The sequence below is a fragment of the Nocardia sp. FBN12 genome (assembly GCF_054031145.1).
Genome location: NZ_CM132926.1, coordinates 3,860,511 through 3,875,105, shown reverse-complemented (window position 1 = coordinate 3,875,105; position 14,595 = coordinate 3,860,511). Strand labels below are relative to the sequence as shown.

The following is a 14,595-nucleotide window of genomic DNA, read 5'->3' as shown; positions in this document are numbered from 1 at the left end:
TCCCGGCGAGATTTCCCCGCGCTGACCGGGGCGCCGCGACCTGCGCATCCAGGCCGGATAACCCCGGCAGGCGGGGTGGGACCAGTGTTGCGGATGGTCTCGGAGGTGCTCGAGCGGCTAGCCTGAGGTCATGGCAGGTAAGTCCCGCAGCACCACGACCTCTCGTGCGCGGGCGGGATCGACCAGGGGGCGCACGCCTGCGGCGCGGTCTCGTTCGGCGACACCGCGCGCGACGCCGGCCCCACGTGGACGCACCACGCCCGTCCGCAGGCCGGTCAAACGCGCGTCCAACACCGCACCGCTCGCGGTGATCGGCCGCGGTATCGGCAGTAGCTGGACCATGTTGGCGCGCGGTGTCGGCGCCACCACCCGCACGTTGAGCCGGGCCGGTGAACTGGAGCACGGGCACCGTCGCGACGGAATCGGGTTGGCGCTCATCGCGTTGAGCGCGATCATCGCCGCCGCGATGTGGCTCTCGGCGGGCGGGCCGGTCGGGCGCTTCCTCGAGGACGTCGTCCGCGCGATCGCCGGATCCGCGGCCGCGCTGGCGCCGATTCTGCTGGTCGCGCTCGCGGTGGTGCTGATGCGCACCGAACCGCATCCGGAGATCCGGCCGAGGTTGGTCCTCGGTGGGCTGCTCGTAGTGCTCCCCGCGCTGGGGATATGGCATCTGGCGGCCGGTTCCCCGACCGATGCGGAGGGGCGCGCCACGGCGGCCGGCGCGCTGGGCTATGCGATCGGGGGTCCGCTCGGGCAGGGCCTGACACCATGGCTCGCACTACCGATCCTGTTGCTGGCCATGATGTTCGGTGTGTTGCTGCTCACCGGCACCACGGTGCGCGAGGTGCCGACCAGGCTGCGCGAGTACTTCGGTCTCGGCGAATATGCCGACGGCGCCGACCCTTACGATCCGGCCAACTACGACGCCGACGGATTCCCGGTGCACCGCAACCGAACCCGTCGCCGCGGCCGCAACCCCGACGACAACTACCCGCCCGACGAGTTCGGCGGCTCCGACGCGGTCACCGAGTCGCTGGGCGAGCCGCCCCTGCGCGATGCCAAGCCGATCGAGGAACCGGGGGCGTCCGCGCAGAATGCGTCAGCCCCCGCACCGAAACCGGCGCGCAAGCGACCGGTGGCCAAGCCGGTCGACCAGACCCCGCCGCCGCCACCGGAACCGGAATTCGTCACCGACCGCGTCGTCGACGGCGACTACACGCTGCCGCCGCTCACGCTGCTGCTCGACGGCGACCCGCCCAAGAAGCGTTCCGCGGCCAACGAATCGATGATCGAGGCGATCACCGAGGTCTTGGTGCAGTTCAAGATCGATGCCGCCGTCACCGGTTTCGTGCGCGGCCCGACCGTCACCCGCTACGAGGTGGAGCTCGGCCCCGGCGTCAAGGTCGAGAAGATCACCGCGCTGGCCCGCAACCTCGCCTACGCGGTCGCCACCGAGAACGTGCGCCTGCTCGCGCCCATCCCCGGAAAATCGGCCGTCGGTATCGAAGTGCCCAATGCCGACCGCGAATTGGTGCGCCTGGCCGACGTCCTGAAGTCGCCGCACACCCGCAACGACCACCATCCCCTTGTCATCGGCCTCGGCAAGAACATCGAGGGCGAGTTCGTCTCGGCGAACCTGGCCAAGATGCCGCACCTGCTGGTGGCCGGTTCCACCGGCTCGGGTAAGTCGAGCTTCGTGAACTCGATGCTGATCTCGCTGCTGCACCGAGCCACGCCCGAGGAGGTCAGGATGATCCTGATCGACCCGAAGATGGTGGAACTCACGCCGTACGAGGGCATTCCGCACCTGATCACGCCCATCATCACCCAGCCGAAGAAGGCCGCCGCCGCGCTGGCCTGGCTGGTCGAGGAGATGGAACAGCGCTACCAGGACATGCAGGCCAACAAAGTCCGCCACATCGACGACTTCAACAAGAATGTGCGGTCGGGCAAGATCACCGCCCCGCTGGGCAGCGAACGTGTCTACCGGCCCTACCCGTACATCCTGGCCATCGTCGACGAGCTCGCCGACCTGATGATGACCGCCCCGCGCGACGTCGAGGACGCGATCGTGCGGATCACCCAGAAGGCGCGTGCCGCCGGTATCCACCTGGTGCTGGCCACCCAGCGGCCGTCGGTGGACGTGGTGACCGGTCTGATCAAGACCAATGTGCCCTCGCGGCTGGCGTTCGCCACCTCCTCGCTCACCGACTCGCGCGTCATCCTGGATCAGCCGGGCGCGGAGAAACTGATCGGCATGGGCGACGGTCTGTTCCTGCCGATGGGTCAGGGCAAGCCGACCCGGCTGCAGGGCGCGTTCATCTCCGACGAGGAGATCCAGGCCGTCGTCGAGTTCAGCAAGACCCAGGCAGAACCCGAATACCAGGAGGGCGTCACCGCGGCCAAGGCCGGCGAGGTCAAGGACGTCGACCCCGATATCGGCGACGACATGGACGTGCTGCTGCAGGCCGTGGAGCTGGTGGTCACCTCGCAGTTCGGGTCGACCTCGATGCTGCAGCGCAAGCTGCGCGTCGGCTTCGCCAAGGCGGGCCGGTTGATGGACCTGATGGAGACGCGCGGCGTGGTCGGGCCGAGTGAGGGGTCGAAGGCGCGCGATGTGCTGATCAAGCCGGACGAGCTCGACGGGTTGCTCTGGTCGATTCGGGGCGGGGACCCCGCCGCCGCCGACGACGAATAGGTAGGCCTGCGCCCCTGGGGCCCCACGCGGAACTGACGTACTACTAAGGTGTGGCTCACCTTAGTTGTAAGGTTGCGCGGTAGGTCCGACAGAGGGAGTTCGAACGTGGTGTCCGTGGGTGAGGTCCGCCTGGCAGCGAAGGACCTGGACGTCGGGCACGCGGGCAGGCCGGTGCTGAAACAGGTGGACCTGTCGCTGCGGGCCGGGGAGATCACGGTGCTGGTCGGCCCCAACGGCTGCGGAAAGTCCACGCTGCTGCGCACGCTCGCCGGTCTCCTGCCGCCGCTCGGTGGTGCGGTACGCATCGATGACGCGCCGCTCGGTTCGCTCGGCCGCCGCGCTCTTTCGCAGCGCCTGGCGTTTCTTCCCCAGTCGTCGCAGGCGCCCGCCGGGGTGACAGTTCGTGAGCTGGTCCGGCACGGCCGGTACGCCCATCGCGGCGCCCTCGCCCGGCACACCGACGAGGACACGGAGGCGATCGACTGGGCGCTCGACGTCGCCGACGCGGCGCCGCTGGTCGAGCGTCGCCTCGACGAGTTGTCGGGAGGCGAGCGCCAACGAGCCTGGCTGGCCATGGTGCTGGCGCAACGGGCAGGCGTGCTCCTGCTGGACGAACCCACCACCTACCTCGACCTGCGCCATCAGTTCGACGTGCTCGACCTCGTGCGGCGGCTGGCCATGGAGCACGGCATCGCCTGCGGCGTGGTGCTGCACGACCTGATGCAGGCCGCGGCCTACGCCGATGAGGTCGTGGTGGTCGCCGACGGCGCGATCGCGGCCGCGGGCACCCCGGACAACGTCCTCACTCCCGACGTCATCGAGCGTGCGTTCGGCCTGCGCGTGAGCGTCGTCCGTGATCCGGCGACCGGATATCTCGCCTGTTTCCCGCAGCGGGCCGGTGCCCCCGACGCTTCCTGAATCCTCGGCTTACCCAGGTTCGCCGCTTTTCACCAGTACAAGGAGAGATTCACCATGCAGAGAATGCTGCGCGCCCTGGCGACGGGTAGTTCCGTCGTAGTACTCGCGCTGGCCGCTGTCGGCTGCGGGTCAGGGACGGTCGGTGGGGCCGGGGGCGACCCGTCGGGCGGGGACAAGGCCGCGAGCGGCGCGATCACGGTCGAAACCGCGCAGGGCCAGGTCACCCTGGACAAGCCCGCGGTGAAGGTGGTGACACTCGAATGGACCTACGCCGAGGAGCTCGTCGCCCTTGGTGTCACCCCGACGGGCAACGCCGACAACAAGGGCTACGGCACCTGGGTCACCGCGAAGGGGGCGGCCCTGCCCGCGGAGGTCACCGATGTCGGCTCCCGCAGCGAGCCGAGCCTGGAGAAGATCAAGGCGCTGCAGCCGGACCTCATCGTCGTCGACAACGACCGGGCGAAGGCCAACCTGGCTCAGCTCCAGGGCATCGCGCCGGTCATGGCGTTCACCTACACCACCAACCCCCAGCTCGACACGATGAAGAAGAACTTCACCGAGCTGGCGAAGGCGGTCGGCAAGCAGGACAAGGCCGCCGAGGTGAACAGCCAGATCGACGCCAAGGCCGCCGACCTCGCGGCCCGGATGGGCAAGGCGGGCAAGGGCGGCCAGAAGTACGCGCTCGCACAGGCATTCACCGCCAACGGTGTCGCATCGATCCGGATGCTCACCGACGATGCCATCGCGCCCCAGCTGCTGAACCTCGCCGGGCTGAAGAACGGCTGGAAGGGCAAGCCGGACTCGTGGGGGATGACCACGGTCGGCGTCGAGGGGCTCACCCAGGTCGAGACGGACGCCACCTTCCTCTATGTCGCGGCCGACAAGGACAACCCCTTCACCGGCGATCTCGCCGACAACGCGGTGTGGACAGGCCTGGAGTACGTCAAGAACGGCAAGACGCTGCCGCTCGACCCGGGCACCTGGCTCTTCGGCGGCCCGCTGTCGGCCATGCACATCCTGGACGAGACCGGCAAGGCACTGAAGGTCTGATGTCCTCGGCAGCACTGGCGGCCGCGGTGGCCCGTCCGTTCGGTCGCCGCCCACGAGCTGTGCTCATGGGCGGCGCCCTGTCCCTCGTCCTGTGCCTGGTCGGTGTGGTTCACCTCGGGCTCGGCGCGTCCGGGGTGGGGCTCGGCGACATCGTGGACCTGCTCCTCGGCCACGGCGACGACCGCACCGAGGACGTCCTGCTCGGCAGCCGTCTGCCGCGTACGCTGACCGGGCTCGTCGTCGGCATCGCGCTCGGCGTCTCCGGGGCGCTCGTCCAGGGAGCGACCCGCAACCCACTGGCGGCCCCCGACACGCTCGGCGTGAACGCCGGAGCGTACTTCGCGGTGGTGCTCGTCGCCTTCACCGGCGTGAGTCTGGGTCCGCTCCCCGCCGGGGGCGCGGCTTTTCTCGGCGGCCTCGTCGCGGTGGCCCTGGTCTACCTGCTCACCAGTGGGGGCGTCATGACGCCGGGACGGGTGCTGCTGGCCGGGGCGACCATCGCCATGGCCGCCACCTCGGCGGCGGAGTTCCTCCAGATACTAGACTCACAGGCCACCCGTGGACTGTTCTTCTGGGGCAACGGTTCCCTGCTGCAGTCCGGTCTGGAACGGCCGCTCACGCTCGGCGCGGTGGTCGTCGCCGGTGCTCTGATTGCCCCGTTCCTGGCGCGCCCGCTCGACCTGCTGACCCTCGGCGACGAGACGGCCCAGGCGATGGGCGTCCGGGTCGAACGGATTCGTCCCGCGGCGTTCCTCCTCGCTGTGCTGCTGTCGGCGTCGGCCGTGTCCCTCGCGGGCCCGATCGGCTTCGTCGGACTGATCGGCCCGGTCATCGTGCGGCAGTTGGGCATCCGCGCGCACGCGCTGCTCATTCCGATGGCGGCGCTGGTGTCGGCCGTGCTGGTGCTCGGCGCGGACGCGGCCGCGCAGCTCATCGCGGCGCCCGCCGCCGCGCAGCCCTCCGAGATCCCGGTGGGCGTGGTCACGGCGCTGATCGGTGGCCCGGTCTTCATGGCACTGGCCCGCCGGGTGAGTACCGGCGACGCCGACACCGGTGCGGCCGTCGTGGTGTCCGACCGGCGTCGCGCTCCCCGGTACGCCGTCGCGCTCGGTGGCGGGCTGATCGTCCTGGCCGTCGCGATGGCCGTTTCGTTGCGGGTGGGCGACGTCCAGATCAGCTGGAGCCAGATCGGCGCGTGGGTATTCGGTTCCGCCGAGCAGATCACCGAAGCGGTGGTGTCCTTCCGGCTGCCGCGCATTCTGGTGGCGGCGCTGGCGGGGGCCTGCTTGGCGGTGGCCGGAGCGGCGGTGCAGGCGGTCGTGCGCAACCCGCTGGCCGAACCGGGGCTCGTCGGCGTGACCGGCGGGGCGTCGCTCGGCGCGATCACCGTCATCCTGTTGGTCCCGTCGGCGCCACTGGCCGCCCTGCCCGCCGCGGCGGGCATCGGTGGCGTGCTGATGCTGGCACTCGTCCTGCTGGTGGCCGGCGGCAGCGGCAGCCGGACCGGCCTCGATCCGACCCGGGTGGTCCTGGTCGGCCTCGGCGCGGCCGCCACCTCCATGGCCCTGGTGAACATCATCGTGGTCGGCGCGCAGATGAACCTCGCGGCAGCACTGGGCTGGCTCGCAGGCAGCACCTACGGTCGTGACTTCTCGGCGCTGAGCTGGCTCGTCCTGCCCGCCCTGGTCGCGGTGCTGCTCGTGGTCGTCGCTCGGCCGGTGAACCTGCTCGCCCTCGGCGAGGAACTGCCGCCCGCGCTCGGGCTCGATCTGGGACGCGCCCGGCTGCTCGTCCTCGGTGCGGGCGCTGTGCTGGCCGCGGGCACGGCCGCCGCCGTCGGCGCGGTCGGCTTCGTCGGCCTGGTCGCACCGCACCTCGCCCGCCGCATCGTGGGCAACAACACCGCGCGCATGATGCCGATGGCCGCGGTGCTCGGCGCGGTGCTCGTCGTCTGCTCGGACGCCCTCGGTCGCCGGCTGCTCGCCCCGACCGAGATTCCGGTGGGCATCGTCACCGCGCTGGTCGGCGCGCCGTACATGGTGTGGCTGCTGCACCGCACCAGGGAGGTGTGAACTCCCGCAGTCGATTTCGGTGACCGAGGGGAGTATCGGGGTCGCGCGGCGAACGGATGCATCCGACGCGCCGCCCGGGCGATGCGCAGGGCAGGCCGGATGTGTGTGGAATCATGGCGGGTAAAGACTCGGCAAAGACGACTGAAACGGACAATTCGGGCATGATGGGCGACATGAACTTTATCGATCGGACCACCACATGCAGGTGACCACGCTCGAGTGGGTGATCACCGGACTGGTGATCCTCGGCCTGTTCGTCTTCGACTTCTACGCCCACGTGCGCACCCCGCACGAGCCCACCTTCAAGGAATCGGGCATCTGGTCGGCGGTCTACATCAGTTTGGCGCTGCTGTTCGGCCTGTTCGTCGCCTGGAAGTGGGGCGGCACGTTCTCGGGGGAGTACTACGCGGGCTTCGTCACCGAGAAAGCGCTCTCGGTCGACAACCTGTTCATCTTCCTCATCATCATGAGCACCTTCGCCGTGCCACGGATCTACCAGCAGAAGGTACTGCTGATCGGCATCGTGCTGGCGCTGGTGATGCGTGGTGTGTTCATCGCGGTCGGCGCGGCCGCGATCAGCGCGTACAGCTGGGTGTTCTACCTGTTCGGCGCGTTCTTGATCTACACCGCGATCAAACTGCTGCGTGAGAGCGGGCACGAGGCCGAGCACGAGCAGAAACGCGACAGCTACATCGTCTCGCTGGCCAAACGGGTCCTGCCCACCACCGACGAGTACGACGGCGACAAGCTCGTCACCCGGATCAACGGCAAACGGGTGGTGACCCCGTTGCTGCTCGCGCTGCTGGCCATCGGTTTCGCCGACCTGCTGTTCGCGCTGGACTCGATTCCGGCGATCTACGGTCTCACCGAGGAGCCGTACCTGGTCTTCACGGCGAACGCCTTCGCGTTGATGGGTCTGCGTCAGCTGTACTTCCTCATCGGCGGGCTGCTCGACCGCCTGGTGTACCTGTCCTACGGTCTGGCCGCGATTCTGGCGTTCATCGGCGTCAAGCTGGTGCTGCACGCGCTGCACGAGAACACGCTGTCGTTCGTCAACGGTGGTGAACACGTGAGCGTGCCGGAGATCTCCACGGCGTTCTCGCTGAGCGTGATCATCGGCATTCTGGTCATCGCGACGGTGGCGAGCCTGCTGCGCACCCGCCGCACCAGCGCCTGAAAACGCCACTGCCCGGAACCGCTGCGGTTCCGGGCAGTGCTGTGTTCATGGCCGGTTATTCGGCGAAGGCGCCCATCACCGGCAGCCACTCGACCACGCGGACGGCGTCGATCAGGCCCAGCTTCGCGAACGGATCATTGCTCAGCAGCTCGGTCAGCGAGTGCGCGTCCTCGGCGCGGAACAGCAGCAGCGCGCCCGAACCGTCGGGGTAGGGGCCGCTGGTGAGTACCGTGCCCGCGTCGACGAGCGCGTTCAACCAGCCGCGGTGCTCGGGCCGGTTGGTCGCGCGGTCGGCCGCGGTGGACTCGGAATAGGTGTAGTGGACAGCGAAGATCGGCACAGTCGATCACTTTCTCGCGAGGGTTTTCTACAGGGTGAGCAGCATGCGGGTGTTGCCGAGGGTGTTGGGTTTGACGAAGCTGAGGTCGAGGAACTCGGCGACACCGGTGTCGTAGGAACGGCACATCTCCGCGTACACCTCGGCGGTAACCGGCGTGCCGTCGATCTCGACGAACCCGTGCCTGCCGAAGAAGTCCACCTCGAAAGTGAGCACGAACACACGCTGCAACTGCAGTTCACGGGCGACGGTCACCAGGTGCTCCACCACCGCGCCGCCGACACCGCGGCCCTTGACGACGGGATCGACTGCGACAGTGCGCACTTCGCCCAGATCGGCCCACAGTACGTGCAACGCGCCGCAGCCGACGACCTGTCCGTCGAGCTCGGCGACCCAGAATTCCTGCACCGATTCGTACAGCGTGACCAGGTTCTTCTCCAGCAGGATGCGGCCCGCGTACTCGTCGACCAGGCGCTTGATCTCGGGGACATCGGAGGTTCGCGCTCGTCGGACGACCACGCCGGAAACAGGCGCCACAGTGGGCGCGACAGGATGCGCGTCGCTGGTCGGACTACTCGAGGGTCCCCGTGAGGTCATGGGTGCACAGTAGTCGGCCGGGTTACCGATAGTCTGAACATGTGCCGCACATCCTGTCGTTCCGCTCTTCGCATCGCGCCGGGCTCCGCGACCGGATCGCGTGGCACCGATCGTGCGAGCAAACAGCTCGCGAAACCGTTGGATTTCGGCGCAGTGCCGGTGAGTGCCGAGAGGGCAGCACATGAACGGTCAGCGCCTGGAGGCGGTAGCTCGCGTGGCCACGGAAGGCGCCCGGTCATGCCAAGAGGACAGGGCATGAGCGTGCGACCCGAAGAGATCGATCGTGGGTCGAGTGCGGTGACACCGATGCACGGGGTGGCGGAGACCCCGGTTCCGCTGCTCAATATCGCCAATGTGCTGACCATCGCGCGCATCGTGCTGGTGCCGTTGTTCGTGCTGGCGCTGTTCGCCGAGGGCGGGCACGACACCCGCTGGCGCGTCATCGCCGCGGCGGTTTTCGGCCTGGCCGCGATCACCGACCGCTTCGACGGGCAACTGGCCCGCAAATACGGATTGGTCACCGATTTCGGGAAGCTCGCCGACCCCATCGCGGACAAGGCGCTGATCGGGGCGGCTCTGATCGGGCTCTCGGTTCTCGGCGATCTGCCCTGGTGGATCACCCTGGTCATCTGCGGCCGCGAAGTCGGCATCACCCTGCTGCGGCTGGTGGTAGTGCGGCGCGGCGTGATCCCGGCGGGACGCGGCGGCAAGCTCAAGACGCTGGTGCAGTCGGTGGCGATCGCGCTGCTGGTCTTGCCGCTGTCCGGCATCTACGCCACCGCGGGCATGTGGCTGATGTACCTGGCTGTGGCGCTCACGGTGGTCACCGGCCTGGATTACGTGGGGCAGGCGGCCAGAGTATGGCTGGCGGGTGGACGGTCGCGCGCGTGAGCGACCCGCTCGTCGACGGAGCGCCGGTCGCCGAACTTGTCACGGCGCTGAACAGCGCGGGTCAGACCGTGGCCACCGCCGAATCGCTCACGGCCGGTCTGCTGGCCGCCACAGTGGCGGGCGTTCCCGGTGCGAGCGCGGTGCTGCGAGGCGGTTTGATCGTCTACGCCACCGACCTCAAAAGCCGTCTGGCCTGCGTCGACGACAACCTGCTTCGCACCGAGGGACCGGTCGCCGCCTCGACCGCCGAACAGCTCGCCGTGGGGGCTCGCGAGCAGTGTGGCGCGGACTGGGGTGTCGGATTGACCGGGGTCGCCGGACCCGATTCCCAGGACGGGCATCCCGTCGGCACGGTATACCTCGGGTTAGCCGGTCCACAGCACAGCGAAGTGGTCCGGTTGAAACTGCACGGAGACCGGTGGACGATCAGACTCGGTGCGGTGCACAGTGCGGTGCGGGAGTTGCTGCGTTGTGTGCAGTCCGGCTCGGTGAGTGTGAAGTAGCCCGGTTCGGGAACCACCGGTCCATGCTCGACGTTGTGCCAGAAAGAGGTGAGCACCGCTACGGCGGTGACACGAGGTGGAGGAGAACGAGATGACGCTGCTGCGGGAGGCAATCGGGGACAGTCTGCGGCGTGCGCGTCTCGCCCAGCATCGAACGCTGCGCGAGGTGTCTACCTCGGCGCGCGTGAGCCTCGGCTATCTGTCGGAAGTGGAGCGCGGCCGCAAGGAAGCCTCCAGTGAACTGCTCGCCAGCATCTGCGAGGCACTCGACGTGCCGCTCTCGCGCGTGCTGTGGGACGTGAGCACCCTGATGGCGGGCGCCGACGGCTCCGCGCCGCGCGAACCCGCGCTGACCGGCCCCGCCGCCGAGCGCGAGCCCGCCGCGGCCGAGCCCATCGCCGCTGCCGAACCCGCCGCGGGCGAGGCAACCGCCTCCGCCGAACAGGGCCCGCGGATCGGCATCGCCGAAGACACTCGCATCGTCATCCCGGCCCCGAGGGCCGAGATGCTGGTACTGGTGAAGGGAATGTGACGCGGCGAACCCCGCGCATGCCGCGCGAGACGCTGCACACCGCTGGTGAGAACGGATAGATTCTCATCAGGCGTCGATCGGTCCGGCTTACCGCCGGTCCGGGTGCCGCATGGTGAAGGATAAGCACGTATCTGGTGCGTGACGGTCGCGTACCACCAGTCGCACGAGCGACGCACAGATGGAGGCGGGATCAATCGATGGCTAATCCGTTCGTGAAGGCCTGGAAGTACATGATGGCCCTCTTCGACTCCAAGATCGAAGAGCATGCGGATCCGAAGGTCCAGATTCAGCAGGCTATCGAGGAGGCGCAGCGTCAGCATCAGGCGCTGTCGCAGCAGGCGGCATCGGTGATCGGGAACCAGCGTCAGCTGGAGATGAAGCTGAACCGCCAGCTCGACGAGGTCGAGAAGCTCAACGCCAACGCCCGTCAGGCCGTCACCCTGGCCGATCAGGCGCAGGCCGCGGGCGACACCGAGAAGGCGATCCAGTACACCAACGCCGCCGAGGCGTTCGCCGCCCAGCTGGTCACCGCCGAGCAGTCGGTGGAAGACCTCAAGGTGTTGCACGATCAGTCCCTGCAGGCCGCCGCACAGGCCAAGAAGGCGGTCGAGCAGAACGCGATGATGTTGCAGCAGAAGGTCGCCGAGCGCACCAAGCTGCTCAGCCAGCTCGAGCAGGCCAAGATGCAGGAGCAGGTCTCGGCGTCGCTGCAGCAGATGGATTCCACCCTGTCCGCGCCGGGCTCCACGCCCAGCCTGGACGCCGTGCGCGACAAGATCGAGCGCCGCTACGCCAACGCGCTCGGTTCGGCCGAGCTGGCGCAGAACACGGTGCAGGGCCGCATGATGGAGGTGCAGCAGGCCAGCGTCCAGATGGCCGGGCACAGCAAGCTCGAGCAGATCCGCGCCTCCATGCGTGGTGACGCGTTGCCCACCGGCAACGCCAACTCGGCGATCAACCCGGCGCAGCCCCAGGCCGCACCGGCGCCGAACATCGACAAGGGCCAAGCGCTGTAATATTGGAGCGCTGGCGCGCTCGAGTTCGCGGCCCCTTGTGTCCCGTCGATCAGGCACCGTTGCTTGCTCCTTCGTCGCCTACGCAACGGCACCTGATCGACGGGACGGCCGCGAACCGCCGCTTCGCGGCGGACCCTCCTCGAGGTCGGGTCGTACGGGGCTGGGAAGTCCAGCATCGATACCCGGGGTGTGCTCGTGCGGTGGAAGGATGAGGGGATGAAGGGCAATACGCGGCGCGACCGTGTCGAGATCGTTGATCCGGCGACGATCGCGCAGGTCGGGTCGGTGCCCGCGACTCTGCGTGGGGTCGGTGAGCAGGCACTGGTCGCGGTGCGGCGCTGGGCCGACCCACGCGAACGTGAACTGCGGCGTCGACGCCGGGTGCGCAGGCGCAGTTTTCAGCTCGGTACAGCGTCCGGCATCACCACGGTCGGTGCGGTCGGCTTGGCCGTGATCTCGGCGCCCGCCTGGGCGGTCGTGGTGATCGGTGGTGGCGCGATCGCGTTCGTCACCGGTACCGCGCTCACCGCCCGCCGCTACCTGGAACTACGCGGAAAGCCACTGCCCCAGGCGGCTTTCGTCGCCCGCAAATCGCCCGGCCTCCGTTCGGCCGCCCGCGCACCCATCCAGCGGCTGATCCGCGCCGAACGGGCACTCTACGACCTCGGTGCCCAGATCCAGCGCACCCGCCGCCTCCCGGAAGACGAACTGCGCGACCTCCTCGAAACAGCCCGCTCCGGCGCGGCCGCCCTGCACGCGCTGGCCGCCGACGTGGTCGCCATGGAACAGGCCGCCGACACCGTCGGCCGCGCCAACCCCGACACCGTCGCCGCACTGAAAACCACCGTCGTCGGCGTGCTCACCCGCCTGGAAACCGGCGTCGTCGAATACGAACAGCTCGTCGCCGCCGCGGCCCGCATCCTCGCGGTCCCAGAGGACTCGGTGCTGGCCTACCAGTTCAACGGCATCGTCGCCGACCTGCGCGAAGCCGCCGACCGGCTCGACGGCTGGGCCCAGGCGCTCACCGAAATGGCCGACCAGGGCCCCGACTTGTTCACCAGCGGAACGGATTCCACCCGCTAGCCCACCGCTGAGCCGCCGCTCCAGCCGTCAGCGATTCCACAGTCGGCACGAAGCCCTCGAGGCGTAACGCCCAGGCGCCCGTACTCCGGCGATGCACATCATCGGACCACCGCAGTTCCAACCCACCAGCCCGGTCGGCACGCTGGTTCGGAACGTGGCGTGCCGACCGGAGGTCAGGCGATCGACTGGCGCAGTGCCGCGAGTTCGGTGGGGCGTGGGTCGGTGACGGTGGTGGATTCGGGGATGTCGAAGACGCGGACGTTCTTCTCGTCAGTGGTGAACGGCGCCCATCCGGTGGTGCCGTCGGTCGCGAAAGAGACCCAGGCGGCGTGCATTTCGTCGGCCAGGGATTGCGGCGGAGTGGTGCCGGTGAGGGAATGGGCGTCTTTGACGGTGTCGAAGACGAAGGGGATTTCCAGGACGTGGCAGGCGCCGAGGCCGGGAAGGGCGGTGGGCCAGCCGAATTCGTAGACGCTGGTGGGGGCGGTGGCGGCGTTGGCCTCGGCGAAGTCGTAGGTGCCCGCGCGGAAGGTCAGGTCGGTGAGGACCGCGTTGAAGATCTCGGCGGGGGTGGCATCGGGGCGCTCGGCCGAATACGCCTGGGCGACTGCGGGATCGATGCCGTAGCGGGTGAGGACGAAGGGGAGCGCGTCGGCGGTGACAGCGGCGGCGAGGCCGGCGGGGACGGTGAAGAAGCGGAACTCGTCGGCGGTGGTACCCGCGATGAGGGGGACCGCGCGGTCCGGGTGCGCGCGCAGCACCTCGGTCGGTGGGCCTTCGACGATGTCGTTGTCGGTCACCGGGAACAGGCTCATGATGCCGCCGCCCAATCGGATCACCGATGTACCCCACCGCTCTGGATCGGGATCGGTCATCAGGGCGAGCCCGACGGCGTTCTGCGCGGCGCACAACTCAGCCGGTCCCAGCTTTCCGAAATCCGCTGCGGTAGGCGAGATTCCGAGTTCGGCGGCCAGCGCCGCGGACACCTTACGCGCGTCCTCGGGATCAGCGGCGACCACACCGTTGCCGCTCTGCATGATCGCCCGGCGGAACAGGCCGGCCGTCTGCGGTGCGGCGATCAACGCCGCCACGCTCATCGCGCCGGCGGACTCACCGAAGATCGTGACATTGCCGGGGTCACCACCGAAGGCGGCGATGTTCTCGCGCACCCAGCGCAAGGCGAAGATCTGGTCGTGCAGACCGCGATTCGACGGAGCGCCGGCGATCTCGGCGAATCCCGACACCCCGAGGCGGTAGTTGATCCCGACCATGATGACACCGTCGCGGGCGAACGCCGTCCCGTCGTAGATCGGCTTCGCGTTGCACCCGCGGGTGAACGCGCCACCGTGGATCCACACCAGCACCGGCAGACCGGTGGCGCCGGGATCGGGCGTCCAGACGTTCACGTTGAGGTACTCGTCGCCGGGAATGCCGTCGCTGCCGATCAGCGCCTCGGCATACGCGGGATACGGCGTCTGCGCGCATGTGGCGCCCATCTCGGTGGCCTCGCGCACCCCTGCCCAGGCGGGGGCGGGTTCGGGCAGCTGGAAACGCTTCGGCCCGACCGGTGCCGCCGCGTACGGCACGCCGAGGAATCGCGTGACCCCGGCCTCGGTCCGGCCCCGGATCGCGCCGCTCGTGATCGTGACGATCGGTTCCATGAAAATCCTCCTACGCGCAGTGAGCCCCGATTATGGACGTTTGTCCGGGTCGCCGTCGGT

The 14,595-nt window shown here is 68.9% G+C and carries 13 protein-coding genes; 10 read left to right on the top strand and 3 right to left on the bottom strand.

The window, feature by feature from the left end:
* Nucleotides 1–130: 130 nt before the first annotated feature.
* The 5 genes from ACWZHB_RS18640 to ACWZHB_RS18620 all read left to right on the top strand — a co-directional run bounded on the left by ACWZHB_RS18640 (nt 131) and on the right by ACWZHB_RS18620 (nt 7,915).
* Entirely contained in the window at nt 131–2,698 is a 2,568-nt protein-coding gene (locus tag ACWZHB_RS18640) for a DNA translocase FtsK (protein ID WP_427903143.1), read from the top strand.
* Nucleotides 2,699–2,803: 105 nt separating this feature from the next.
* On the top strand, nt 2,804–3,616 hold the full coding sequence (locus ACWZHB_RS18635; protein WP_427903142.1) for an ABC transporter ATP-binding protein: 813 nt from the start codon (nt 2,804–2,806) through the stop codon (nt 3,614–3,616).
* A gap of 54 nt (nt 3,617–3,670) precedes the next feature.
* On the top strand, nt 3,671–4,666 hold the full coding sequence (locus ACWZHB_RS18630) for an ABC transporter substrate-binding protein (RefSeq protein WP_427903141.1): 996 nt from the start codon (nt 3,671–3,673) through the stop codon (nt 4,664–4,666).
* Nucleotides 4,666–6,738 (top strand): iron ABC transporter permease, encoded by a 2,073-nt coding sequence (locus ACWZHB_RS18625; RefSeq protein WP_427903140.1) that lies wholly within the window; start codon nt 4,666–4,668, stop codon nt 6,736–6,738. The genes ACWZHB_RS18630 and ACWZHB_RS18625 overlap by 1 nt, the downstream gene beginning before the upstream one ends.
* A 199-nt stretch (nt 6,739–6,937) precedes the next feature.
* Complete coding sequence (locus tag ACWZHB_RS18620; RefSeq protein WP_427903139.1) at nt 6,938–7,915, top strand: TerC family protein; 978 nt, start codon at nt 6,938–6,940, stop codon at nt 7,913–7,915.
* 55 nt (nt 7,916–7,970) lie between these two features.
* Here ACWZHB_RS18620 and ACWZHB_RS18615 read toward each other — a convergent pair whose 3' ends face one another.
* Nucleotides 7,971–8,255, bottom strand: coding sequence for a YciI family protein (locus ACWZHB_RS18615; protein WP_427903138.1), 285 nt, complete (start codon nt 8,253–8,255; stop codon nt 7,971–7,973).
* Between the two features lie 27 nt (nt 8,256–8,282).
* Complete coding sequence (locus tag ACWZHB_RS18610; RefSeq protein WP_427903137.1) at nt 8,283–8,849, bottom strand: amino-acid N-acetyltransferase; 567 nt, start codon at nt 8,847–8,849, stop codon at nt 8,283–8,285.
* 255 nt (nt 8,850–9,104) lie between these two features.
* Between ACWZHB_RS18610 and pgsA the strand changes: the two genes are divergently transcribed.
* The 5 genes from pgsA (at nt 9,105) to pspM (ending at nt 12,874) form a co-directional block, all read left to right on the top strand.
* On the top strand, nt 9,105–9,740 hold the full coding sequence (gene pgsA, locus ACWZHB_RS18605; RefSeq protein ID WP_427903136.1) for a CDP-diacylglycerol--glycerol-3-phosphate 3-phosphatidyltransferase: 636 nt from the start codon (nt 9,105–9,107) through the stop codon (nt 9,738–9,740).
* A complete protein-coding gene (locus ACWZHB_RS18600) occupies nt 9,737–10,243 on the top strand; it encodes a CinA family protein (RefSeq protein WP_427903135.1) in 507 nt (168 codons plus the stop codon). Before pgsA ends, ACWZHB_RS18600 begins: the two co-directional genes overlap by 4 nt.
* Before the next feature lie 91 nt (nt 10,244–10,334).
* Nucleotides 10,335–10,775, top strand: coding sequence for a helix-turn-helix domain-containing protein (locus ACWZHB_RS18595; RefSeq protein ID WP_427903134.1), 441 nt, complete (start codon nt 10,335–10,337; stop codon nt 10,773–10,775).
* Nucleotides 10,776–10,972: 197 nt separating this feature from the next.
* On the top strand, nt 10,973–11,791 hold the full coding sequence (gene pspA, locus ACWZHB_RS18590; RefSeq protein WP_427903133.1) for a phage shock protein PspA: 819 nt from the start codon (nt 10,973–10,975) through the stop codon (nt 11,789–11,791).
* A gap of 216 nt (nt 11,792–12,007) precedes the next feature.
* Nucleotides 12,008–12,874, top strand: coding sequence for a phage shock envelope stress response protein PspM (gene pspM / locus ACWZHB_RS18585; protein WP_427903132.1), 867 nt, complete (start codon nt 12,008–12,010; stop codon nt 12,872–12,874).
* A 173-nt stretch (nt 12,875–13,047) separates the two neighbouring features.
* Here the strand turns inward: pspM and ACWZHB_RS18580 are convergent, their stop codons facing one another.
* The gene (locus tag ACWZHB_RS18580) at nt 13,048–14,535 is read right to left on the bottom strand and encodes a carboxylesterase/lipase family protein (protein ID WP_427903131.1); all 1,488 of its coding nucleotides are present in this window, start codon (nt 14,533–14,535) and stop codon (nt 13,048–13,050) included.
* Between the last annotated feature and the right edge of the window lie 60 nt (nt 14,536–14,595).

What these genes read in the sequence shown, in the direction of transcription:
- ACWZHB_RS18640 (WP_427903143.1), top strand. Translation starts at nt 131, where the DNA reads ATGGCAGGTAAGTCCCGCAGCACCACGACCTCTCGTGCGCGGGCGGGA.
- ACWZHB_RS18630 (WP_427903141.1), top strand. Translation starts at nt 3,671, where the DNA reads ATGCAGAGAATGCTGCGCGCCCTGGCGACGGGTAGTTCCGTCGTAGTA.
- ACWZHB_RS18625 (WP_427903140.1), top strand. Translation starts at nt 4,666, where the DNA reads ATGTCCTCGGCAGCACTGGCGGCCGCGGTGGCCCGTCCGTTCGGTCGC.
- ACWZHB_RS18620 (WP_427903139.1), top strand. Translation starts at nt 6,938, where the DNA reads ATGCAGGTGACCACGCTCGAGTGGGTGATCACCGGACTGGTGATCCTC.
- ACWZHB_RS18610 (WP_427903137.1), bottom strand. Translation starts at nt 8,849, where the DNA reads ATGACCTCACGGGGACCCTCGAGTAGTCCGACCAGCGACGCGCATCCT.
- pgsA (WP_427903136.1), top strand. Translation starts at nt 9,105, where the DNA reads ATGAGCGTGCGACCCGAAGAGATCGATCGTGGGTCGAGTGCGGTGACA.
- ACWZHB_RS18595 (WP_427903134.1), top strand. Translation starts at nt 10,335, where the DNA reads ATGACGCTGCTGCGGGAGGCAATCGGGGACAGTCTGCGGCGTGCGCGT.
- pspA (WP_427903133.1), top strand. Translation starts at nt 10,973, where the DNA reads ATGGCTAATCCGTTCGTGAAGGCCTGGAAGTACATGATGGCCCTCTTC.
- pspM (WP_427903132.1), top strand. Translation starts at nt 12,008, where the DNA reads ATGAAGGGCAATACGCGGCGCGACCGTGTCGAGATCGTTGATCCGGCG.
- ACWZHB_RS18580 (WP_427903131.1), bottom strand. Translation starts at nt 14,535, where the DNA reads ATGGAACCGATCGTCACGATCACGAGCGGCGCGATCCGGGGCCGGACC.